Source organism: Bacillus sp. 05T21 (assembly GCF_056396785.1).
This window is the reverse complement of the sequence record NZ_JBFTMD010000009.1, coordinates 104,298-124,627: the sequence shown is the minus strand read 5'-3', so window position 1 is coordinate 124,627 and position 20,330 is coordinate 104,298. Positions and strand designations below refer to the sequence as shown.

Genomic DNA, 20,330 nt, shown 5'->3' with positions numbered 1-20,330 from the left:
TTTGAAGTGAGAGTCTTACTGCCCGTTAATGCGGGATAAACATCAAAAAGAATAGTCTATTGCATAATGTTTCACATGAAACTATCCATATTCCGGATTATCTTTCTAGCATTTTCGACTGGTTTCAAACATGGGCTTCATATGAAAATTTAATACAAACAACTATCCATTCCATGACTCCTGTACTAGCTGTCGTTCCAATATTACAAGAAAAAGCATTTTTGCTTCTTACCTGTTTCTCTTTCTACAAATTAAAACAGTACGAACAAGCTAATCGCTACTTACAGCAATACTTGCATTGTGCTGTGTATCTTAATAACGAAGAAAGAGAACCGGTTTTCTTTCATGAAGTTGATATGTATATGAAAAAACTAGTAGAAAACGCAATGTAACTTCACATTTTGCTTTCTACTAGTGCTTTATATTCCTCTTGTAACTTTTTAAATTGTTCTTCATACTTTTGCATCTTCACCGCATCCGTTTTCGAATTAAGGAATGGTCTTCTTCTCCCAATCACCATTATATTTTTCCCTTCTATTGCATCGTTCATATATACGTAAGGTTTAAAAAACTTACATTCCGTATATGGCAATGCTACAGATAATTTTGCATACTCTTCCACTTTAAATTGATTAGATAAACTTAACTCTCGCAAATTTTTTAATTGTATTAAAGATTCTAACGAATCATCTTTAACCTTTAAGTTCATAAGAGTAAGCTTTTTCAAATGTTGTAATGCAGCGAGTGGTTGTAAAGTTTGTACTTTCATCGTTGTATTTATCCCACCACCCATGTAAAAGGTATTGAGTTGCGGACACTTACTTAAAGCAGTTAAATCTTCTAGCTTAGAAAAATCATCAATTAGTAAGGATTTGAGTTTTTTATTATACGCAATATCCCATAACGTCTTCGCTTTTGTATTCCAGCACATATACAACTGTTGTAAATCAGATAATTTTTGAAGGCTACTTAAATCCTCGATCCTCATTTCGTAAACGTACAATATATTTGGACGAGCGTACGTAAGAATATGCTCAAATTGCTTTTGATTTACTGCGAAAACCCATAACTTCTTAACTTGTAAAGATGCTAATCGTTCTATATTTTTTGTTTTCCCCTCAATCGCTAATTCTTCTAAACTAGCAGTAACATTTTCCAAGTCCTTTATAATCCTCGGCTGCTCACCAATTGGAAACATTATATCCCCTCCTACAACGCCCAAGTAATATTCATTTCTTCAAACGACTCCTTACTCACTTCCAACCCTTCGCCATCATTCGTTTCAATCATCGCTACCTCTTCTTTAGACAACATAATTTTCTCGTTTGGATTTTTGATTTTTCTCTCATACACGAGTTGTAAAAGATCGATTTGCTCCTCTGTCAGTTCATACTCTTCTTCCAATCTTTCTATTGCAGATTCCGTATCAAGTAATGGAATTTCTAATAAGAATCCACCGTGCTCTTCCATCTCTTCAAATGAATCAATTGAATATGCACCGCTATCCTCAATCCAAAATGCCGTCGTAATGAAAGGAACTGTTTCCCCCTCTACCTCTTCTAATACGTATTGGAGTGCTTCCTCTTTAGCGATTTCTATCACTTCCGAAGATGCCCCTTCAAAATAATTTACCGCATCAATCCACTCATCAATTCTCTCACTATTCACATCTTGAAGACATACGATTGTGTACTTCGAATCAAAAGTAATTGTCCCTCTTCCGCCTTGACTATCTTGCATACTATAGTTAAATCCATCCCATGAACTTTCATGTGAGAAATCAGGAGCATGTGCTACAAAAATTGCATCTGCAATCGACTTTAAGATGCAACCTCTCCATAATTGTTCTTTGTCTATATGTAATTTATATTTACTCATCGTCTTCCCCCATACACATATTTTTTCTATTATCTTTCCTCTACATAATACTTGTAAAGCCTTTTCTACCTACTGCAAAATAGGAAAGACGCCCTTTTCAAAAAGGCGTCTTTTTACATTTTAAAATTTACTAATATAAAAAATGAATTATTTAATAAATGAATTCCCCATGGAACGAGTAAATTATTTGTTTTCTTATATGTGTAGGCTAAACATACACCTATACCAAAAATATATAACATACTACCTAAAGTAAGGGGATGACCTAAAGTAAATATAAAAGCACTTATAACAATACTAGTAAGTGTAGAGAAGCGCTGAGATAATTTCGTGAAAAATATCCCCCGAAATAAAAGTTCTTCCCAAATCGGTGCAAAAATGGTGAGTACAACTACGTATAAAATGATTTCACTTATAGTAGGCTCTATTACTATATTTGACTCATCCACACTAAGCCCATGTGGTAAAACTAAATTTAATACCGCAAGATATATAAGCAGTATGATCATCGTCATTACTATTGTTACATAATGTTTAAAATTATTGAACTGTAGTGATTTTACTAGCTGTGAACAATACTTTCTTGCTGGTGCATACATTACAATAATCGTACAAAACGTAAAGGGTGGAATAAGATGGTCTACATACCATGGATATAATGAGGAGTCATATAAAAAGTTCAAAAAACCCATTCCATGCATTACCCCAAAAGTAATTATTATAATGCTAATTACTTCGAGCATACTCATTTGTATATTCTTTTCTTCATATGTAGCTAATTCTGTGTTCATCCTATCTCCTCCAGTATAATTAAACCTTTTAACCATTATATACCAATTTTAACACAAAAACAGACGATACAATTTACTGTATCGTCTGTTTTTCCCCTACCACTTCCCCCTACACTCTTCAATTACATACAGCAAATACCGCTTCGTCATATCAGCCCGTCTCCACCTAGAGAGCTTTCGCTTTCCTTCTGGATTCTGCCGCATTCGCTCTACTTCCCTTAATAAAGGCTCCCACTTATGAGAGTAAAGTTCCAACATGTATTGCAATCCTCTATCTTTTGAAACGATTGTTTTATGATCCAGTGTATATAAAATACGTCCCATTGTAACGACAGCTGATTCTACCCATTCTTCTATGAAAAATAAATAAGGACGCTTCGCTTTTTCAAGCCAGTAATGTTCTACGTTGTATTTCATTGTATTTACTACATCGTCCCACTTTATTTGAAAGGAAAGGTCTTCTACTTCTTTCCCGCTAACTGTAATACCTTGATTTTTCAATGTCCACCATGTGACCGCGTTAATATCCCAATGACCAATATCAGCCTTACCATCTGCACAATACACGTACTCATTTATTTCATGATTGTATTTCCCCAAGTCAGCAAGCGGAATATACATACCGTCCATTCTTTTACCTAACGTACTTTTACTATTTTTTTTATGCAGTTCTATAATTTGTTGTTTTTCAGCTTCATTCACGGAATCACTTATTACCGTAACAAAGTCAACATCGCTCGTTTCTATATGAAATGCTCCTAGCGCGATTGATCCGTAAATATATACCCCGACTATTTTTTCATCCGAAAAAATTTCTTTTAATTCTACTATGTACTGCTCCATTAATTGCTTTACTTCTTCTGGTAAAGCATGTTTTATTCCATTCTCCACATCTATCCCTCCATAAAAAAAAGCCTTCGCAAATTCGCAAAGGCTTCATGCTTTATAAATATTTCTCGATTTCTTCATAAACATCCTTCAAACGTGGATTTCCTTCTCCAACGATTTCACCATTTACAAGAACGACTGGATAAAATAGATCTTCCTCCACTACTCGCTCTGCGAATACTTTTTTATCTTCATCTTCTTGTTCTTCTTGAAAATCAATATACTCGAAATTAAATTTATTTTCTTGTCCTTCATATTTACGACCAATCGCCGCTTGTAACCACTCAAACGTTTCTGTTGAAGATGGCATTCCAACGCAGCTCGCACAAATTACTTTCGTCCCATACACTTGCACATTAACCATTTCTTCTCCCCCACTTCTTGTTTCAACAGCATATTCAGATGTCTTAGTACATAAGCACATCATTTTACAAACTTATTCCCTACCCCTATACTGAAAAAACACGTTGTACACACGATATAATATTTTGACAATAAAACAAGAAGAGAAAAAATAGATTTTCCCCTCTATCTTGATTATAATAAAACTGATGAAAGGAGTCGATAAAAATGGAAAACCCACATATGCAAGAACAAGTACTAGAGGTATTAGATAAATTACGTCCATTCTTACTTCGCGATGGCGGAGACGTTGAATTAGTAGACATTGAAGAAGGTATCGTAAAATTACGCCTTATGGGTGCATGCGGAAGCTGCCCAAGTTCTACAATCACACTAAAAGCTGGTATCGAACGTGCACTACTTGAAGAAGTACCAGGCGTTATTGAAGTAGAACAAGTATTTTAATTTAAAAGCGGCGGTGGCTCGTTCAGCTCTGACTGGCTAAGGTTCTTTCGCATAGAAGGCGCTTTTTGCCTTCTTATGCGTAAGGTTCTTAGACACGAAGAGCTAGCCACCAGAGCTAGATAACATCTAAAAGCGGAAGCGGCTCGTTCAAAATCCCTTCCTAGAAAGAGACCCAAATGGGTCTCTTTTTTTATTCAAATAACACTTCCCCTTTAACATCATAAAACAAAATTGGAAATCCTTCTCAAAAAGTGCGATAATTAATACTATAGAATCGTTCACACATATACAGAAAAAAACATAGGGGGACGACACATGCCAAGAATGGGGAACACTTTCTTAACAATTCAAGAACTAGAAAAGAAAAAAGAGTATTTATTAGACCTTTCATCCGTTATACCAACATGGAATGCAAGTTATCAATTTTTATTTAAAGAAATCCAGCAAGAATTATTGAGTAAAGTAAATGAAAAAATCGAAAGACATCAATTCATTTTAAATATATGTGCAGATCAACAGGTAGGGGCATAATGTATTACATACAATTGTGATATATAAAAAAGAGACCTCACCCGGTCTCTTTTTTCATTTTAAGATAGCCAATCTAATTTCCTAATGCCTAACTTATCAACAGGTAAACGAAATGACTCGTAAAAATGATTCATAAATTGCTCAGTGCGCTTCACATCATGTAAAATGATTTCTAAACGGGCTCTATATATGCCTTTTTGTTCTTCGTTTCCTGTTTGATAATATCGTTCAATCGTTTCAAAGTAGTGAAGCGGGAACAGAAGCCTTGCGAATAATAAGCGCCAACCAAATGAAGAGAGCGAATAATTATGTTCATAATCTGTAATGAATTGAACTACCGTTTGCTCCCAATCTTTCTTTTTTTCTATCATCATATAGCGAATACATTCTGCTATATCTCTACTTGGGTGATCATATACCCAATCAAAAGGAAGTTTTAAACGCTTCGTTTGCTGCCATAATAAAGGTGTAAATCGTTCTTGGCAAATTGTTGCTGCGTCAGTTATTTGTGGTGTATCGTCCATTTCTGTATCGACAACATATTGAATTGCATTTTCTGCAACTCCTAAGTAATACGGGAAGGATTCAATAAACAATTGATCGAATACGTCTGAAGGATGGTTCATCACTTGCGATTGCCAAAACCTTTCTAATTGGTCGAGCCTTTTTTCCCATAATGCTTTCCATTCACCAATGCGGCTTAATTGCTCAACTTCTTCTGGAAAGAATGCGCCACGTTTATGGAATATAGAAAGCTCACTTCCTAATGATGTAGCATGTCGCTCTAACATACGCATACCTTTTAATAAGCAGTAATTTTTTTCTTCTATCTCACTTACATAGTAGCCGTGTATAGTCGGAACGAAAGTCGAAACAGTTATATCCCCTTGCTGGTTCATATAATCACTGAGCTTTTTCATCTCTACAAGTACTTCTTCCTCCATTTCTCCAATTGGAACAAGTACATAAATTTTGTTGCGAATCCAAAAGCTTTTATAGGGGCCAAGGGGGATTAATTCTTTAATATGCATGTGATAATGCTCATAAATATGCTGAATCATCGCAGTCGCCACCTATGGTTTTTCTTTATATATATGAGCTTGTGCTCGCCTTTCATTCCTATGCACATGATAAAGCAACGAAACGTATACAAATACTAAAAAGAAAAAAAGGTGATAAACATGAAAGACTCAAATCAACTACAAGAAAGAGCATTACAACTATTACAAGAGCGCGGTGTAACAATTGACGATATTGCTGATCTTGTTCATTTTCTTCAAAAGAAATACCATGCAAATTTAGAGATGTCAGAATGTCGCTATAACGTTGAGCGTGTACTATCAAAACGAGAAGTACAAAACGCTCTTATTACAGGCATTGAACTTGATGTCCTCGCTGAAAAAGGAATGTTAAGTCAGCCGTTACAAGATATCGTAAAACGCGATGAAGGACTATATGGAATTGATGAAGTCATCGCACTTTCAATCGTTAACGTGTACGGGTCAATTGGCTTCACGAACTTTGGATATATCGATAAATTAAAACCAGGTATTTTAGAATACTTAAATGATAAATCAACTGGAAAGGTGCACACATTCCTTGATGATATCGTTGGCGGAATCGCTGCCGCTGCTTCAAGTCGTTTAGCGCACCGTGCTGAGCATTCGGAATAAAGTGAAACTTTAATCAGTGGGGATTTTGTCCATTCCCCACTGATTATTAGTTGAACCAATCGGGCTTTTACGGGCAGTTATCTCCCGCCTAACTGACTCGCATCCGCCGAATTTTGAGGTGGGAGGGAGTCTTACTGCCCGTTAATGCGGGATAAGGGGTCTAGGCCGTCAGTTTCATACTGACGGCCTTTCATATTCCATAAGCATGAACTCTCTTCCACGGCTCCAAAAAACAGGTCCTACTTGAAATCCAATATTTTTATATAGCCTAATCGCTCTCTCATTAAATGTCGCTACACTCAGTCGAAACATTTTCGAATTCAATTCCTCAGTAGCAAATGCTATTCCCGCTTGAAAAAATATTTCCCCCATCCCTTTCCCTGTTAACTCCGGCTTCATTCCAAGCCCAATATCTACTACATCTTCTCCCCTATATAAATTAGCATCTCTTCCCCCTGGCACTTGTGCATTTTCTCCAAAACAAAAATAGCCGATGAATTCTCCATTCTCTCCGCAACAACCGTAATACGTTCCATCTAGCAACTCTTCTATTACTTCAGCATCTCCCGAAAAGCTATATAACATATAGGGATTTTCATACTTCCACGTATTTATTTCTTTCGCTTCTTCTTCTGTTAACTTATGTATATCCATTCATCTCGCTCCTTATCAAATACTCTACTAATCTATATGTATTTACTCATTCATTTTCCAAACTTGATTCTCCTCTAATCGTAATATGCATAGTTACATACGCACACCCCTTTAAAAAATGCTAAAATTTATTTGAATCGCTGTTGTTACACTTCTTGATTAAGAAAGACTGTTAACCGGAAAATTAACGTCTTATCAAACTCAAGCAATTGGCACATGTTGTCATCATGAAAGATACTCGAAAGAGTGTCTTTTTTTTATACCCGAGCAGGACCTGCTCATTTACAAAATTAATGCATAAATTAATATAACTCTTAAACACATTATTCCCTTTCTATATGTTGCAGCGTTCGTTGCGACAGATTCGGATAATAAAAAGCACTCCAGCCAGAGTGCTTTTTACTTTCAAACAAGGAGGTTACATATATGGATAGTACTCTTGTATTTAACTTTGGCATTGGTATTGTTATCATTTTATTCGTCTTCTTTGTACTTTGTATGAGCGGGATATAGAACGGCTATTTTTAGCGTCTTTATTTTAGAAATAAAAAACAGGCAACCTCTTCCGGTTACCTGCCTTTCATTACATCTTCTCAATCCACTCCGTCAAGTTGTGCACAACTTGCGTCGGTTGTACTTCATATTCTGTTAACTTGTCCACAGTTGTTACTCCAGTGTGGACAAGAAGGGTATGCATACTAGCATTTATCCCCGCTAAAATATCTGTATCGTAGTTATCCCCAACCATTAAAGCTTCTTCTTTTCCTATGCCAAGCACTTTTAACGCTTGTTCCATAATGATTGATTCTGGTTTACCAATAAAGATTGGGTCCACACCTGTTGATACTGCAACAACTGATGTTAATGAACCGTTACCTGGTAATAATCCGCGCTCAGTTGGAATTGCGATATCCCCATTTGTTGAAATAAACGTTGCACCGTTACGCACAGCAAGACATGCTTTTGCTAATTTTTCATATGTGATATCACGATCTAAACCAACAACAACGAAATCAGGATTTTCATCCACAAGTTCAAAGCCTTTTTCCACAAGTGCAGCGTGTAAGCCCTCTTCACCAATCATATATACAGTTGCATCTTGTTTGCGCTCATAAATAAAGCTCGCTGTAGCCATACTCGTTGTGAATACTTGCTCCGCTTTCGCTGGAATATCGAAACGAACAAGCTTTTCTGCAACTTGTTCTGGTTTACGAGTTGAGTTATTTGTAACGAATAAATATGGAATACCGCGCTCTCCTAACGCTTTTACGAAGTCGCTTGCTTCTTCAATTTGCTCTTCACCGCGATACATTGTACCGTCTAAGTCAATTAAATAGCCTTTATACATCTGTTTGTCTCTCCTTCTATGCTAACGTTCTCATCTATCATACCACTCTTATATTAACCCCTTTTTCAAAAGAAAAAAACGCTTTACCTTAAAGCGTCCCATAACGTTCATTTTTTCTCTTTTATTTGGTACGAACAATTACAATCGCCCACGCACATGTTCGTTAACGCTTTCACATTTGCACCTGCTAATAACCGCTTGTACATATCTTTTTCATCTTCACACACTTGCGGGAATTTCTCTGCTATTTCCTTTAACGGACAGTTTTGCTTTTCAAGTATGAAAGAGCGTTCCCCATCTCTCTTTATTTGAACCATATAACCATTTTTCTCTTGCATAGCAGCTATTTCTTGTACTTTATACGCTAAATTACTTTGGTTACTTATCTTCTTTTTTAACTGTTCTTCCATTCGTTTCGTTCTAGCTTGTAAAACGTAACGAAGTATTTTTTCATCGCCCATTCGAGCTAAATCATCTAATATTTCAATAGCAAACTGCTTATATTCTTTCGGGAATGTATCTTCTCCCTTTTGACTTAATCCATACAAATATGTTGGGCGTCCAACATGCTGCCTTACCATCTTTGAATAAATTAGCTCATCATTTTCTAGTTTACTTAAATGTCGACGAATCGCCATCTCTGTAATTTCTAAAGCTTCGGCTAATTCTGCTACAGTATGCTCTCCTTTTATCTTCAGTAATTGTACAACCTCTTCTCTCGTAGTACGTGCTTCCCCCATAGCTCACCCTTCTCCCTTTTCTTTCTCCTATACAATATAAGATCCCCAAAGGAATTCCCGGGGATCTTATAAGCACAATTATTCTGGTACAAATGCAGATACAGGTCCTAATTCCTTTTCTAAATAACTGTGAATATTCGCTGGGTATTTCTCTACCACGGCGATATGTTTTTGAATCGTCTTATATAATTCATCATGATTCATTTGAATATAATCCTGCGTAAGCATTTTTCGAAGAAGAATAATTTCTTTAATATGCGCTCCCTCTTCTCCACTTATAACTCTCTCGTCCATTAAAATATCAATAATATCTTCGTAACTTCCTGGATCGCGCATAATAAATCCATCAATCATCGCATTTCCTACATCTAATATACAATCAATAATAAGATGCGCCATGCGCTCTAATGCGTAAAATTCAAACTCGGTTTCATATGTCTTTTTCTCTTGAAATGTATTTGTTGCTCGTTCTAAACATACTAGCATTTGTTCTATTTTCTTTCTGTCTACGAAGTACATGAATGTCACCTACCTGGAAATTAAAGCATTTACATTTTAATTGTAACGCTTTCTTCTGAAAAAATCGACAATTTTTCGAATTCACCTTTTCCTCGTTATTTGTTATAGTTATATTTGTATGATTTTTGAAATTGGAGGAATGCAACCTTGGAACGTGAACTCGCACTAGAAATTGTCCGTGTAACAGAAGCAGCAGCCTTAGCATCCGCACAGTGGATGGGCCGCGGAAAGAAAAACGAAGCAGATGATGCAGCAACTACAGCTATGCGTGATATGTTCGATTCAGTAAACATGGCAGGTACAGTTGTAATCGGTGAAGGAGAACTTGATGAAGCACCGATGTTGTATATTGGTGAAGAACTAGGAACAGGTAACGGTCCAGAAGTAGATATCGCCGTTGATCCATTAGAAGGTACAAACATCGTTGCAAAAGGCCTTGCAAATGCAATGGCAGTTATCGCAATCGCAGATAAAGGAAACCTTCTTCATGCTCCAGATATGTACATGGAAAAAATCGCGGTTGGTCCAAAAGCAGCTGGTAAAATTAGCTTAGATGATCCAATTGAAAAAACAATTGAAATTGTAGCAGAAGCAAACAATAAAAAAATTCGTGACCTAACGGTTATCATCCAAGAACGTGAACGTCATCAAGATATTATTGACCGTGTTCGTGCAAAAGGTGCACGCGTAAAACTATTTGGTGATGGAGATGTTGGTGCATCAATCGCTACAGCTTTACCTGGAACAGGTATCGACTTATTCGTAGGTGTTGGCGGAGCTCCAGAAGGCGTTATTTCTGCAGCAGCATTAAAATGCCTTGAAGGTGAAATGCAAGCGCGCTTAGTTCCAATGAACGAAGAAGAAGAAGCTCGTTGTCGTGAAATGGGATTAGAAGATCCTCGTCAACTTCTTATGTTAGATGACTTAGTATCTGGTGATGATGCAATCTTCTCAGCAACAGGTGTATCTGCTGGTGAATTATTAGACGGCGTGAAATTCCTTGGCGGAGATTTAGCTGAAACATATTCTATCGTAATGCGTTACAAAACAAGAACAGTACGTTTCATTAAAACGCATCACCATTTAGATCATAAACCACACTTAAACTTAGATATTTAATAAAGGAGCCATGTGTATGGAAGAACGTTTCTTTCTGTACGACGATACAGTCGCTACAAAAACTCGTTTCGTTAGCTTTATGGGGGAAAATGAGCGTCATGATTTAGCGCTTCTATACTCCGATCGTCATTACGGTAAAACGATAGTCCTTGATATGCAAAGTAACAAATTTGCTATCATCGGTCCTGACGATTTAAACGAACAAGGCTACTTAGAGCATGCATTTTCGATGTCTGAAGAAAATGCAGAAGAATTACGCTCATTTTTATTTGAACTTATATAATTTATCTGGTGCACCAGCTATGTTAGCTGGTGTTTTTTTACAATTTATATTTTGAATTTTCAATCTTATGTGTTATACTTATGAACAAATCTATTTGGATAGAAAGGACGTTATCTGCGTATGCCAACATTTACTTTGTAATGGACCAGCAATTGGATAGCATTACTCTCAAAAAAGCACCGTGCTTTTTCAAGGGAGTAGTCTGCCCATTCCCATTACAAAGGAACGTAACGCATCTGTAGTATGATGTTTACGGAGGTTCCTCTTGGGGGAACCTCCTTTTATTTTTGTCTCTTTCTTATGTCTTCATACTACAAGACATCCAAATAGCTGTATTACGTTCCTTTGCCACTAATATAAGAGGTGAAGGAAAATGCAGAAAGTACAACTTTCTTGGAGTTTATATGAAAACGAACTAGCAACAATCGAAAAGTATTGTAAAAATTGCAGACGCACTACCCTATTTACTGACACGAACATTCGCAGGCATAACGCAAACGGAAAGAACATATACCGATTTGCAATTTATAAATGTCCGAAAGATCATACGTGGAATCAAAAACTTCATATTTATAAATCATTTACTGATCACGTCGAAACTGTCGATATGACTCAGCAAGAACAAACGGAAACAAGTACTACCATTTCCATTACACAATACAAAGAAAGTGGTATAGCCGAAATAACGATCGTATTAGACATAGTTTTCGGTTCCCACCGGATTGATAAAGTGTTATCCACATATATTTCAGATTGGAGCCGTGCACTCATTGTGGATAAAATTAAAAATGGGCATATCCAATTGAACGGACAACAAATGAAACCAAACAAAACTCTTTCTGAAGGTGATTACATTTCAATTTGTTTGTAAGGAGGACTCGCATGTTAAAGGTGAAAAAAGGTACGATTGATTTATTGAATGACTTAGATGTAATGTATACAGCATGCAAAGAATTACTCTTACAGAACCAAATTTACCAATGGGATGATTCTTATCCGACGCGAGAACACATTTCCTATCATCTAGAACAGGCCGAATTGTATTGTCTATTCCAAGATCAAGTACTTGTCGGTGCCGTCGTCTTAAACGAAGCACCGTCTCCAGAATACAAACTAATTGACTGGTCAGAAATAGACGGACGCTTTCTTATCGTCCACTCTTTTGTCATCCATCCGCTCGCGCAAGGCAAAGGATATAGTAAAGTACTTTTATCCTTTTGGGAAAGCGAAGCAAGACAGATGGACTACAAAGGAATACGCCTAGATTGCTTTACAGGTAATCCCGTTTCATTAAGCTTATATGAAAATGAAAAAAATAATTATATTTGTCGAGGTGCTGTTTACTTTGCAAGTAAACAGCCTCCTCATAATTGGTATAATTGCTATGAAAAAATCCTCTTACAATCGTAAGAGGATTTTTTCATTTCTTCACTTTTCGTAATACAAAGTGTGCACAACCGAAGTTACAGTACTCGTATAAATACTCTGATAAAGTACTAATTTTCGTATCATATGTCGAACGTTGATTACTATCATCAAAGAATCCGCGCAATCTAAGTTGCTCATAACCCCAGTCTCCAACGATATAATCATATTTATTTAAAATTTCTGCATAGCGCTCTTTAAGTGCTTCTTCACTAAAACCGTCACGAAAGTTTTTAATTACTTCGTACTGAACATTATTAACGCTCACCGTAGTATGAATCTCTTGCTTTTGCTCCATTATGAACTTCCTCTCTAAGCATTCTTCTTTTTATCGTATCACAAAGCATAACAACCAACAATTTCAAATACAAAAAATTGAAAATTAGTGCATGCTATGGAGAAGGAGGTGCTACATCGTGAAAAAACAAATTATACTCTCTCTTCTCACTCTTTCCTTATTTGCAGGCTGCCAATCAACTAATAAAGCCGAAATGGAGCGTGAAGAAGGAAGTCGTGTTCTTGTTTCCAACAAAAACGACATGTATCATACGGAAAATACAAATACACGGCTCACAAGGGTGGGCTATTCATCTAAACAAAAACATGAAGTATCTAACAAACAAGTAGGCGCCATTAACCGTGAGAAAGTCGCTGAAATGATTACAAGCATGACAGTCAAACTTCCTGACGTCACCAATGCCGCTACACTCGTTACCGACGACGAAGTGTTCGTTGTATACCGTGCAAACACAACGGATCCGAAACTCGTAACAGATCAAGTATATAAAACTGCTTTGTCCATCGTTCCTCGCTATTATAAAGCATATGTATCAACAAACCAAAAGTTGATTTCTCAAATTCAAGGTCTTCAATCTGGTAGCTTAAACAATAAAGAATATGAACAAAGTCTTGATATGTTAAAACGTGAAATGAGCGATAATCCTCATTTGAACAATACGGGGGATCAAACTTTGAATGATATGATTAAAAAATAAAAAGGTGGAGAAAACCTCCACCTTTTTACTATTTCTTACGATTCGCATAAACCTCCATCGCATCACACATAAACTGCGCTAACCCTTCACCAAACTTATCAATATTTTTCGTAAAACGCTCATCAGCAACATACATTTGACCGAGTCCCTTAAAGGCCTCTAATGAATATTCACCGAAGTTTTGCAAGTAATCGTACCATACCCCGATTGCTTCTTGCGCCTCTTTAGAATCAGGTGCTCCATTTCGAATTGTTGCTAGATTTCTGTAAATATTATTAAACTCCTCCTGTTTCTCTTTAGACATCCCCTTCGCTGTTTTATTCGCTTTATCTACAGCCTCATCTCCCCATCGTTCACGTGCTTCTTCTTCGTACGGGTTATGACTAAAATCAAATCCTTCAAATTTCTCTTTATTCGTCATATCAATCTCTCCTTTTGTATGCTGAATTGTTTTATTAATCGTCGCTATCACCTTATCTAACCTGGCACGCTTTTCAAGAAGCATTTTCTTATGAAGCTGTAGTGCTTCTTTGTGGTCAAATGACGGACTCTTGATAATTTCTTTAATCTTCTTCAAAGGGAAGCCTAACTCTTTAAAAAACAAAATTTGCTGCAACGTTTCTAAATTTTCATTGGAATACAGACGATATCCAGACTCTGTCGTCTCATCTGGGGTTAACAACCCAATTTCATCGTAATGATGCAGTGTGCGCACACTAATCCCAACTAAATTAGCTACTTCTTTTACCCTCATTGTCATGCGTATCTCCCCCTTAATACATACGATAAAGTATGACGCAACGTTAGAGTCAATAAGTAAATTCATTTATCTCTAAAAGTTTCATCTCTCCCATATTTCATGCATAATAGATATGTACATATATTAGAAAGCGGTGAAAGTATGGTTTCAAATACTGTAATTGCCAGCATCATATTTCAACTCGTTGTTTCGGTTCTGGTCCCAATTATTGTACTCGTTTATTTCCGTAAAAAATATAATATTAATTGGAAAGTGGTCGGCGTTGGTGTTCTTATCTTTATTGGATTTACCCAAATTCTCGAAACACCGTTCCACCTATTTATGCGTGGTAATCCAGCAATCGCTCCATTTTTAGAAAATCCGTATGTCTTTGCAATTTATGGCGGACTAACTGCTGGTATTTTTGAAGAATTAGGACGCTTCGTTGCCTTCTTCTTCCTACTAAAAAAATATCTAGAATATAAAGATGGCTTCGCTTATGGAATTGGTCATGGCGGGATTGAATCCATTTTAGTTGGCGGATTCTCTGCATTGCAGACACTTATATTCGCTAATGATATTAACAATGGTAGCTTCACTCAAATGGCAGAAAAACTACCACAATTAAATCTTGTAAAGGATATGTTAATAGAACAACCTGCTTATTTATACTTCCTTGGCAGCTTGGAAAGAATTATGGCTCTTGTATTGCAAATTGCCTTCACAATGCTTGTCTTATACGCTGTAAAACAGAAGAAATATATTTTCCTTGTTTACGCTATATTATTCCACGCATTTGTAGACTTTTTCGCGGCACTTTACCAAACAAAAACAATTAACATCTTTGTTGCAGAAGGAATTACTCTTCTCTTCGCGATTGGTGGTTTCATTCTTATTCGTAAAATGAAAGAGAAATTAGTAAGTGTGCCAGAATAAAAAATAACCCACCAGTTGGTGGGTTATTTTTTATATGGATTTTCGTAGTGATGATAACTTTTCCCCCCTTGCAGCTCCCTCTTTGTTTCCGCATCTATAACGATGTACTTATGAAACTCATCTACTTCATCTTGAGAAAAGGAAGCGAAAAAATAAACTTGGCGATCAGGGTGAAGAAAAAAATCTTGAAACACCACGCTACTCCGACAACCCACGGCTGTTTTTTGTCTGAAAGAAAATTCTTCATCGGGCACTTCTTTAAATAAAATCTTTTTCCGAACACTATATGCTGCATTTTTATATTCTTTATACACCTTTTTATCTAACTGTTCGTAAAACACATCCTCACTCACAAATGGCTTATTTCGATTGCTTGGATAGTCTAATTTTTGATTTGATTGTGCATATGTTGTGGACAATTGCGCGAGAAAACAAATACTGAATACAATGCATATCATTTTTTTCATAATTGCACCTCAAATTTTCATTATCCACATTACTTTTCCACATACTTAGATCACTATTCCGTTTCCAATAAAAAGGAATTTTTTCCACATTTGTCGAAGTATATAGCGTCAACTTGAAAAATGGGGATGAATTATGAAGAAAATTATTGTAATACGACATTGTTCCGCAACTGGACAAAAACGTGATGCCGGATTAACGTTTGCCGGAAAAGATCAAGCTAACACCCTTGCTGCATTCCTCTTAGAAAATCAGCTACAAATAGATCATATTATTTCGAGCCCATTTGTCCGAGCTATCGATTCCATTCGGCCCTATGCGCTCAAAGCTAACCTATCTATCGAAGAGGATGAACGATTAGCTGAACGTATATTAAGCAGCGTTCCGATGGATGATTGGATGCAAAAACTAGAATCTACTTTTACAAACATAGATATTGCCTTTTCAGGCGGAGAGTCAACAAAACAAGCAACGGACCGTGCTATATCGCTTATCCAAGACGTTTTAAAGTTAAACCATACTACAACACTACTCGTTACACATGGAAACTTACTTACGCTCATTTTAAAGCACTTTGATCGTACGATCGGCTTTAGTGAATGGAGAACTTTAACGAATCCTGATGTTTACGAAATTACAATCGATGAACAAAGTTTCATAAAACGATTATGGGAAGCATCGTCCAAATAGTATCCCTTTCCAAAACACTCAGTTGACGCCACGAGAAGAGACTGTATTAACAATAGAGAGGGGTATCATTCCATATGTACGAAGACGTACTTTCTTTACTACATAAAACAAATGCTTCTTATGAAAAGTTTGAACACGAACCAGTACTTGACTATGAAACAGATCGTATCGTTCGTGAAAGACTTGGTTTGCAAGGCACTCCAAGTAAAAGCTTATTTTTAAAATCAAAATCCGGGGAGCATTACGTATTCTTTACGTTAGAAGGCACTCGCCTCAACCGAGGAGAGATGAAGGAAATAACAGGAGAGAACTTATCTCTCTGTTCTCCTAATGAGCTAAGAGAAGAAACTGGTTGCACTCCTGGATGTGTAGCTCCTTTCGGTTATTCACAAGATGTAACGATTATTGTGGACAGTTCAATTTATACTTACGATAAAATTTTAATTACACCTGGTGTACCTGAATTTACAATTGAATTATCCACAGAGGAATTAAAAAAGATTTTATCCACATGTCAAAATAAAGTTTTAGAGTATAAGAAAAAAGAGAGCTAATGATTAGCTCTCTTTTTTCATTATTTCGCTTCTGCTACTTTTTCTTTTGCAGAACGTACTTGCTCGTCCGCATGATAAGAAGAACGTACAAGTGGGCCAGCTTCACAGTGGCTAAATCCTTTGCTAAGTGCAATTTCTTTTAGCTCTGCAAATTCTGCTGGTGGGTAATATTTAATAACTGGTAAATGCTTCTTAGATGGTTGTAGGTATTGTCCAAGAGTTAAAATATCCACATTGTTTGCACGTAAGTCATCCATTGCTTCAATTAAATCTTCTCTCGTTTCACCTAAGCCCAGCATAATGCTCGATTTAGTTGGAATATCAGGCTGCATTTCTTTTGCTCGACGTAAAAACTCTAATGAACGGTCATATTTTGCTCTAGCGCGAACTCGGTTAGATAATCGACGTACTGTTTCAATGTTATGGTTCAAAATATCTGGTTTTGCATCCATTAACATTTTTAAGTTTTCTTCTACCCCACCCATATCAGATGGTAATACTTCGATAGACGTGAATGGATTTTCACGACGTACAGCGCGTACTGTTTCAGCAAAAACAGCTGCTCCGCCGTCCTTTAAATCATCACGTGCAACCGCTGTTATAACAACGTGCTTTAAGCCCATTTGTACTACAGAATCTGCTACGCGTTCTGGTTCTTGTAAATCAAGCTCAGTTGGTAAGCCTGTTTTAACCGCACAAAAACGACAAGCACGTGTACAAACCGCACCTAAGATCATAAATGTTGCTGTTTTCCTTACAGCCCAGCATTCATGAATATTCGGACATTTCGCCTCTTCACAAACTGTATGAAGATTCTTAGAACGCATCATTTTCTTTAAGCCTGTATAGTTTTCATTCGTGTTTAACTTAATTTTCAACCATTCGGGCTTGCGCTTATACTCTGTTTGTTTTGTCATGGTTATCAACTCCGCACAATATGAAATAGTTTACCGTGTTCGCTTCTTTCAATGTAACATATCTATTCTAACGTATGAAAGCGATTTGCTCAAATGAAGATTCTAAGATTTTTTCCAATCGTTCCCTATAATGAAATACTCCGTATATCCCACACTAAAAAGAGTGATTTTGTGAAAGGAGTCTATTTCATGCTTCGAAAAATTTCTCTTTTGCTTTCGATTTGCTTTCTTCTCCACCAAAACATCGCTTACGGTGAAGATAATCAGCAAAGCATATATGAAAAGCGCATGGCACTATATAAAGAAACTGAGCAATCTTCCGGTATTCCGTGGTATTACTTAGCCGCAATGGATCAATACGAAAGAAACATACGGAGCGTAAGAAAAGATATTCCGAAAAAACCAGATGCCATCATTTCCCTTTATTTCAAACCTGAAATATGGGCTGGACCTGTGAATAGTAATGATACTCTCCCCCATACAATTTCTCTATTTGGCGGAATGGGTTTAGATGGTGACAAAGATGGATTTGCAAATGCAAATAACGACCGTGATCTTCTGCATACAGCAGCAACTATTTTAAAGAAACAAGGAACGTCGGAAGACCGTGTTAACATTATGCTTTGGGAATATTATAGACGTGCAAAAACAGTTGAATTAATTACAGAATACGCCCGAATTTATAAACATTATGGACGCATTAATTTAGAAGGCAATGCTTTCCCTCTCCCGATTCGCAGTGACCATAGCTATCGTAGTACTTTCGGTGCTGGTAGAAGCTTTGGCGGCAGGAGGATTCATGAAGGGACCGATATTTTCGCTGGATATGGCGTACCAGTACGATCAACTTGCTATGGCGTTATTGAAACAAAAGGATGGAATCGTCTTGGTGGATGGCGCATTGGTATTCGTGACCTTCATAATAATTACCACTATTACGCTCATTTAGGCGGGTTCTCTAAAGAAATACAGCTCGGACAAATTGTCGAACCAGGAAAAGTAATCGGATTTGTCGGTAGTACCGGCTACGGTCCTCCTGGTACAGCTGGAAAATTCCCGCCCCACTTACATTTCGGCATGTATAAAGACAATGGCTATACAGAATGGGCTTTCGATCCATACATGCATTTAAGCCTTTGGGAACGAAAAGAACGAGCAAATACAAAACGATAACCGTAGCGAATTGCTACGGTTATTTTTATAAATATAAATCAATAGAACACTACTGACTAATTATCCGTTTTCTTTTTATCTGGTACAGTAACTCCGCCACTTCCGTAATAAGTAGGCACTTCACCTTGAACGATGCGCGTCGCAATCGGAATGTTTTGCTTCACCTTAATTTCTTTCGTGCGTAACGGAATCATAACTTGTAACGTCACTTCCACTTCCATAATAATTTTGATCGCCGTATTATTAATTCCTTGCGGCTCAACTAATTGTTTAATATCCGTATTCACATGACCAATTGGCGTAAAATTAATCGGAATATCCGGTCCTATATTACCAAGAAGCGCATTATCAGTTATGCGCCCAAAAGGAACTGACATAGATACCCCATTCTCTTCAAAAATACCAAGTGCTTTCGTATCCCCTTTTTCTACTTGTTGTAAATATTTTTCTATGTATGCAGTAGTCGATGTTAATATTTCATTTACTTGTTTTGTATTTAAATCAATTGTAGATACTTTCCCGTTCCTATCCGTTTGCACTTTCATTAATGAATCTACATCAAACCCTTCATTAATTCGGTCTTTTACCGCTTTCGTCATAACTGCTGTTGCCATTTTATGAGTCTCTGTTTCCCCATACTTAATTAACGTTGGCTGAATACTTTTATTTACAATCCATAAACCTTGAACTACCATTACGATAAAAATAATAAATGAAATAAGCAGTATATACCGAAAGGAAATCGGTCCCCTTCGAAACCGCGAATTTTTCGAACGAAATATGCCCATAAGAAAACCCTCCTTCTTATATTATTTCTATGCAAGAAAGAGGGACGATATATGCTTATCTCATTTTTAATAGTGCATCTTTTCCGATTGTGCCTACCGGAATACCTAAAGCTTCTGCTCCAGTCGTTACTGATTCCAGCGGTGCTTCAAGAAGTTGTTCAATCGTTCTTACACCAACCGCACGGCCAGCAATAATTCCTCGATCACCTAACTTCTCATTTAGAAGACCTACATCTAAAGCACCGCACATAATATATCCTTTATCGCTCATTACAGCTAGCAAATTTGTCTTTGGAAGTTTTACGCTAACAGCAATGAACGTATAGTTATCAATTATAATTGGCTCTACATTAACCATAGTTCACACTCCTCTCTTTCTTATCTTTATGACAAGAGAAAAATGAGTGTTACAAGTTA

Annotated in this window: 28 protein-coding genes and 1 pseudogene; 13 read left to right on the top strand and 16 right to left on the bottom strand. The window is 36.8% G+C overall.

Annotated elements, in window-relative coordinates:
• Positions 1–35: 35 nt before the first annotated feature.
• Positions 36–392, top strand: a pseudogene (locus AC1DKZ_RS17780) (DUF4304 domain-containing protein); the annotation flags it as partial.
• A gap of 2 nt (positions 393–394) precedes the next feature.
• Here AC1DKZ_RS17780 and AC1DKZ_RS17775 read toward each other — a convergent pair.
• The 5 genes from AC1DKZ_RS17775 to AC1DKZ_RS17755 all read right to left on the bottom strand — a co-directional run bounded on the left by AC1DKZ_RS17775 (position 395) and on the right by AC1DKZ_RS17755 (position 3,921).
• Positions 395–1,198, bottom strand: a complete 804-nt coding sequence (locus AC1DKZ_RS17775) for a leucine-rich repeat domain-containing protein (RefSeq protein WP_476996756.1) — start codon at positions 1,196–1,198, stop codon at positions 395–397.
• Positions 1,199–1,209: 11 nt separating this feature from the next.
• Entirely contained in the window at positions 1,210–1,878 is a 669-nt protein-coding gene (locus tag AC1DKZ_RS17770; RefSeq protein WP_476996755.1) for a hypothetical protein, read from the bottom strand.
• A 113-nt stretch (positions 1,879–1,991) separates the two neighbouring features.
• Positions 1,992–2,669, bottom strand: coding sequence for a lysostaphin resistance A-like protein (locus AC1DKZ_RS17765; protein WP_476996754.1), 678 nt, complete (start codon positions 2,667–2,669; stop codon positions 1,992–1,994).
• Positions 2,670–2,765: 96 nt separating this feature from the next.
• Positions 2,766–3,560, bottom strand: a complete 795-nt coding sequence (locus AC1DKZ_RS17760) for a nucleotidyltransferase domain-containing protein (protein ID WP_476996753.1) — start codon at positions 3,558–3,560, stop codon at positions 2,766–2,768.
• A gap of 52 nt (positions 3,561–3,612) precedes the next feature.
• Complete coding sequence (locus AC1DKZ_RS17755) at positions 3,613–3,921, bottom strand: YuzD family protein (protein ID WP_085312697.1); 309 nt, start codon at positions 3,919–3,921, stop codon at positions 3,613–3,615.
• Between the two features lie 206 nt (positions 3,922–4,127).
• On the opposite strand from AC1DKZ_RS17755, the gene AC1DKZ_RS17750 reads away from it, so the two are divergent.
• Both AC1DKZ_RS17750 and AC1DKZ_RS17745 read left to right on the top strand, forming a co-directional pair.
• Entirely contained in the window at positions 4,128–4,364 is a 237-nt protein-coding gene (locus AC1DKZ_RS17750; protein WP_000431159.1) for a NifU family protein, read from the top strand.
• Positions 4,365–4,679: 315 nt separating this feature from the next.
• Entirely contained in the window at positions 4,680–4,895 is a 216-nt protein-coding gene (locus AC1DKZ_RS17745; RefSeq protein ID WP_001137788.1) for a hypothetical protein, read from the top strand.
• A gap of 59 nt (positions 4,896–4,954) precedes the next feature.
• Here AC1DKZ_RS17745 and yutH read toward each other — a convergent pair whose 3' ends face one another.
• Complete coding sequence (yutH, locus tag AC1DKZ_RS17740; RefSeq protein ID WP_476996752.1) at positions 4,955–5,956, bottom strand: spore coat putative kinase YutH; 1,002 nt, start codon at positions 5,954–5,956, stop codon at positions 4,955–4,957.
• Between the two features lie 120 nt (positions 5,957–6,076).
• Between yutH and AC1DKZ_RS17735 the strand changes: the two genes are divergently transcribed.
• Positions 6,077–6,568, top strand: coding sequence for a phosphatidylglycerophosphatase A family protein (locus tag AC1DKZ_RS17735; RefSeq protein WP_002015902.1), 492 nt, complete (start codon positions 6,077–6,079; stop codon positions 6,566–6,568).
• A 174-nt stretch (positions 6,569–6,742) separates the two neighbouring features.
• Here AC1DKZ_RS17735 and AC1DKZ_RS17730 read toward each other — a convergent pair whose 3' ends face one another.
• The 4 genes from AC1DKZ_RS17730 to AC1DKZ_RS17715 all read right to left on the bottom strand — a co-directional run bounded on the left by AC1DKZ_RS17730 (position 6,743) and on the right by AC1DKZ_RS17715 (position 9,829).
• Complete coding sequence (locus tag AC1DKZ_RS17730) at positions 6,743–7,222, bottom strand: GNAT family N-acetyltransferase (RefSeq protein ID WP_476996751.1); 480 nt, start codon at positions 7,220–7,222, stop codon at positions 6,743–6,745.
• A gap of 583 nt (positions 7,223–7,805) precedes the next feature.
• Positions 7,806–8,570, bottom strand: a complete 765-nt coding sequence (locus AC1DKZ_RS17725) for a TIGR01457 family HAD-type hydrolase (protein WP_219301046.1) — start codon at positions 8,568–8,570, stop codon at positions 7,806–7,808.
• 107 nt (positions 8,571–8,677) lie between these two features.
• Positions 8,678–9,310 carry a helix-turn-helix transcriptional regulator gene (locus AC1DKZ_RS17720; RefSeq protein WP_476996750.1) on the bottom strand — a complete coding sequence of 211 codons (633 nt, stop codon included), beginning with the start codon at positions 9,308–9,310 and terminating at the stop codon, positions 8,678–8,680.
• A gap of 78 nt (positions 9,311–9,388) precedes the next feature.
• Positions 9,389–9,829, bottom strand: a complete 441-nt coding sequence (locus tag AC1DKZ_RS17715) for a DUF86 domain-containing protein (RefSeq protein ID WP_002015910.1) — start codon at positions 9,827–9,829, stop codon at positions 9,389–9,391.
• A gap of 147 nt (positions 9,830–9,976) precedes the next feature.
• On the opposite strand from AC1DKZ_RS17715, the gene glpX reads away from it, so the two are divergent.
• The 4 genes from glpX (at position 9,977) to AC1DKZ_RS17695 (ending at position 12,641) form a co-directional block, all read left to right on the top strand.
• Positions 9,977–10,948, top strand: a complete 972-nt coding sequence (glpX, locus tag AC1DKZ_RS17710; protein ID WP_000439085.1) for a class II fructose-bisphosphatase — start codon at positions 9,977–9,979, stop codon at positions 10,946–10,948.
• Between the two features lie 16 nt (positions 10,949–10,964).
• Positions 10,965–11,231, top strand: a complete 267-nt coding sequence (locus AC1DKZ_RS17705) for a DUF3055 domain-containing protein (protein WP_002167444.1) — start codon at positions 10,965–10,967, stop codon at positions 11,229–11,231.
• Positions 11,232–11,604: 373 nt separating this feature from the next.
• Positions 11,605–12,102, top strand: a complete 498-nt coding sequence (locus AC1DKZ_RS17700; RefSeq protein WP_078175908.1) for a cytoplasmic protein — start codon at positions 11,605–11,607, stop codon at positions 12,100–12,102.
• A gap of 11 nt (positions 12,103–12,113) precedes the next feature.
• Positions 12,114–12,641, top strand: a complete 528-nt coding sequence (locus AC1DKZ_RS17695) for a GNAT family N-acetyltransferase (protein WP_476996749.1) — start codon at positions 12,114–12,116, stop codon at positions 12,639–12,641.
• 10 nt (positions 12,642–12,651) lie between these two features.
• On the opposite strand, the gene AC1DKZ_RS17690 is transcribed toward AC1DKZ_RS17695, so the two are convergent.
• Entirely contained in the window at positions 12,652–12,954 is a 303-nt protein-coding gene (locus AC1DKZ_RS17690; RefSeq protein ID WP_002015914.1) for a YutD family protein, read from the bottom strand.
• A gap of 118 nt (positions 12,955–13,072) precedes the next feature.
• On the opposite strand from AC1DKZ_RS17690, the gene AC1DKZ_RS17685 reads away from it, so the two are divergent.
• Entirely contained in the window at positions 13,073–13,651 is a 579-nt protein-coding gene (locus AC1DKZ_RS17685) for a YhcN/YlaJ family sporulation lipoprotein (protein ID WP_476996748.1), read from the top strand.
• Positions 13,652–13,679: 28 nt separating this feature from the next.
• Here the strand turns inward: AC1DKZ_RS17685 and AC1DKZ_RS17680 are convergent, their stop codons facing one another.
• A complete protein-coding gene (locus AC1DKZ_RS17680) occupies positions 13,680–14,411 on the bottom strand; it encodes a MerR family transcriptional regulator (protein WP_476996747.1) in 732 nt (243 codons plus the stop codon).
• A gap of 99 nt (positions 14,412–14,510) precedes the next feature.
• Between AC1DKZ_RS17680 and AC1DKZ_RS17675 the strand changes: the two genes are divergently transcribed.
• Positions 14,511–15,326 (top strand): YhfC family intramembrane metalloprotease, encoded by an 816-nt coding sequence (locus AC1DKZ_RS17675; RefSeq protein WP_476996746.1) that lies wholly within the window; start codon positions 14,511–14,513, stop codon positions 15,324–15,326.
• A 23-nt stretch (positions 15,327–15,349) separates the two neighbouring features.
• Here the strand turns inward: AC1DKZ_RS17675 and AC1DKZ_RS17670 are convergent, their stop codons facing one another.
• Positions 15,350–15,793: a hypothetical protein gene (locus tag AC1DKZ_RS17670; RefSeq protein WP_476996745.1), complete on the bottom strand. Its 444-nt coding sequence runs from the start codon at positions 15,791–15,793 to the stop codon at positions 15,350–15,352.
• A 133-nt stretch (positions 15,794–15,926) separates the two neighbouring features.
• On the opposite strand from AC1DKZ_RS17670, the gene AC1DKZ_RS17665 reads away from it, so the two are divergent.
• Together AC1DKZ_RS17665 and AC1DKZ_RS17660 are read left to right on the top strand one after the other, a co-directional pair.
• Positions 15,927–16,481, top strand: coding sequence for a histidine phosphatase family protein (locus AC1DKZ_RS17665; RefSeq protein WP_476996744.1), 555 nt, complete (start codon positions 15,927–15,929; stop codon positions 16,479–16,481).
• Positions 16,482–16,555: 74 nt separating this feature from the next.
• On the top strand, positions 16,556–17,035 hold the full coding sequence (locus AC1DKZ_RS17660; protein WP_002089362.1) for a YbaK/EbsC family protein: 480 nt from the start codon (positions 16,556–16,558) through the stop codon (positions 17,033–17,035).
• Positions 17,036–17,055: 20 nt separating this feature from the next.
• Here the strand turns inward: AC1DKZ_RS17660 and lipA are convergent, their stop codons facing one another.
• A complete protein-coding gene (gene lipA, locus AC1DKZ_RS17655) occupies positions 17,056–17,952 on the bottom strand; it encodes a lipoyl synthase (protein WP_002015922.1) in 897 nt (298 codons plus the stop codon).
• 189 nt (positions 17,953–18,141) lie between these two features.
• On the opposite strand from lipA, the gene AC1DKZ_RS17650 reads away from it, so the two are divergent.
• Positions 18,142–19,125 carry a M23 family metallopeptidase gene (locus AC1DKZ_RS17650; RefSeq protein ID WP_215587022.1) on the top strand — a complete coding sequence of 328 codons (984 nt, stop codon included), beginning with the start codon at positions 18,142–18,144 and terminating at the stop codon, positions 19,123–19,125.
• Between the two features lie 56 nt (positions 19,126–19,181).
• Here AC1DKZ_RS17650 and yunB read toward each other — a convergent pair whose 3' ends face one another.
• Both yunB and AC1DKZ_RS17640 read right to left on the bottom strand, forming a co-directional pair.
• The gene (gene yunB / locus AC1DKZ_RS17645; RefSeq protein ID WP_219301041.1) at positions 19,182–19,913 is read right to left on the bottom strand and encodes a sporulation protein YunB; all 732 of its coding nucleotides are present in this window, start codon (positions 19,911–19,913) and stop codon (positions 19,182–19,184) included.
• Between the two features lie 55 nt (positions 19,914–19,968).
• On the bottom strand, positions 19,969–20,271 hold the full coding sequence (locus AC1DKZ_RS17640) for a YunC family protein (protein WP_002015926.1): 303 nt from the start codon (positions 20,269–20,271) through the stop codon (positions 19,969–19,971).
• Positions 20,272–20,330: the final 59 nt, after the last annotated feature.

What these genes read in the sequence shown, in the direction of transcription:
- AC1DKZ_RS17775 (WP_476996756.1), bottom strand. Translation starts at nt 1,198, where the DNA reads ATGTTTCCAATTGGTGAGCAGCCGAGGATTATAAAGGACTTGGAAAAT.
- AC1DKZ_RS17770 (WP_476996755.1), bottom strand. Translation starts at nt 1,878, where the DNA reads ATGAGTAAATATAAATTACATATAGACAAAGAACAATTATGGAGAGGT.
- AC1DKZ_RS17765 (WP_476996754.1), bottom strand. Translation starts at nt 2,669, where the DNA reads ATGAACACAGAATTAGCTACATATGAAGAAAAGAATATACAAATGAGT.
- AC1DKZ_RS17755 (WP_085312697.1), bottom strand. Translation starts at nt 3,921, where the DNA reads ATGGTTAATGTGCAAGTGTATGGGACGAAAGTAATTTGTGCGAGCTGC.
- AC1DKZ_RS17750 (WP_000431159.1), top strand. Translation starts at nt 4,128, where the DNA reads ATGGAAAACCCACATATGCAAGAACAAGTACTAGAGGTATTAGATAAA.
- AC1DKZ_RS17745 (WP_001137788.1), top strand. Translation starts at nt 4,680, where the DNA reads ATGCCAAGAATGGGGAACACTTTCTTAACAATTCAAGAACTAGAAAAG.
- yutH (WP_476996752.1), bottom strand. Translation starts at nt 5,956, where the DNA reads ATGATTCAGCATATTTATGAGCATTATCACATGCATATTAAAGAATTA.
- AC1DKZ_RS17735 (WP_002015902.1), top strand. Translation starts at nt 6,077, where the DNA reads ATGAAAGACTCAAATCAACTACAAGAAAGAGCATTACAACTATTACAA.
- AC1DKZ_RS17730 (WP_476996751.1), bottom strand. Translation starts at nt 7,222, where the DNA reads ATGGATATACATAAGTTAACAGAAGAAGAAGCGAAAGAAATAAATACG.
- AC1DKZ_RS17725 (WP_219301046.1), bottom strand. Translation starts at nt 8,570, where the DNA reads ATGTATAAAGGCTATTTAATTGACTTAGACGGTACAATGTATCGCGGT.
- AC1DKZ_RS17720 (WP_476996750.1), bottom strand. Translation starts at nt 9,310, where the DNA reads ATGGGGGAAGCACGTACTACGAGAGAAGAGGTTGTACAATTACTGAAG.
- AC1DKZ_RS17715 (WP_002015910.1), bottom strand. Translation starts at nt 9,829, where the DNA reads ATGTACTTCGTAGACAGAAAGAAAATAGAACAAATGCTAGTATGTTTA.
- AC1DKZ_RS17705 (WP_002167444.1), top strand. Translation starts at nt 10,965, where the DNA reads ATGGAAGAACGTTTCTTTCTGTACGACGATACAGTCGCTACAAAAACT.
- AC1DKZ_RS17700 (WP_078175908.1), top strand. Translation starts at nt 11,605, where the DNA reads ATGCAGAAAGTACAACTTTCTTGGAGTTTATATGAAAACGAACTAGCA.
- AC1DKZ_RS17695 (WP_476996749.1), top strand. Translation starts at nt 12,114, where the DNA reads ATGTTAAAGGTGAAAAAAGGTACGATTGATTTATTGAATGACTTAGAT.
- AC1DKZ_RS17690 (WP_002015914.1), bottom strand. Translation starts at nt 12,954, where the DNA reads ATGGAGCAAAAGCAAGAGATTCATACTACGGTGAGCGTTAATAATGTT.
- AC1DKZ_RS17680 (WP_476996747.1), bottom strand. Translation starts at nt 14,411, where the DNA reads ATGACAATGAGGGTAAAAGAAGTAGCTAATTTAGTTGGGATTAGTGTG.
- AC1DKZ_RS17675 (WP_476996746.1), top strand. Translation starts at nt 14,511, where the DNA reads ATGCATAATAGATATGTACATATATTAGAAAGCGGTGAAAGTATGGTT.
- AC1DKZ_RS17670 (WP_476996745.1), bottom strand. Translation starts at nt 15,793, where the DNA reads ATGAAAAAAATGATATGCATTGTATTCAGTATTTGTTTTCTCGCGCAA.
- AC1DKZ_RS17665 (WP_476996744.1), top strand. Translation starts at nt 15,927, where the DNA reads ATGAAGAAAATTATTGTAATACGACATTGTTCCGCAACTGGACAAAAA.
- AC1DKZ_RS17660 (WP_002089362.1), top strand. Translation starts at nt 16,556, where the DNA reads ATGTACGAAGACGTACTTTCTTTACTACATAAAACAAATGCTTCTTAT.
- lipA (WP_002015922.1), bottom strand. Translation starts at nt 17,952, where the DNA reads ATGACAAAACAAACAGAGTATAAGCGCAAGCCCGAATGGTTGAAAATT.
- AC1DKZ_RS17650 (WP_215587022.1), top strand. Translation starts at nt 18,142, where the DNA reads ATGCTTCGAAAAATTTCTCTTTTGCTTTCGATTTGCTTTCTTCTCCAC.
- yunB (WP_219301041.1), bottom strand. Translation starts at nt 19,913, where the DNA reads ATGGGCATATTTCGTTCGAAAAATTCGCGGTTTCGAAGGGGACCGATT.
- AC1DKZ_RS17640 (WP_002015926.1), bottom strand. Translation starts at nt 20,271, where the DNA reads ATGGTTAATGTAGAGCCAATTATAATTGATAACTATACGTTCATTGCT.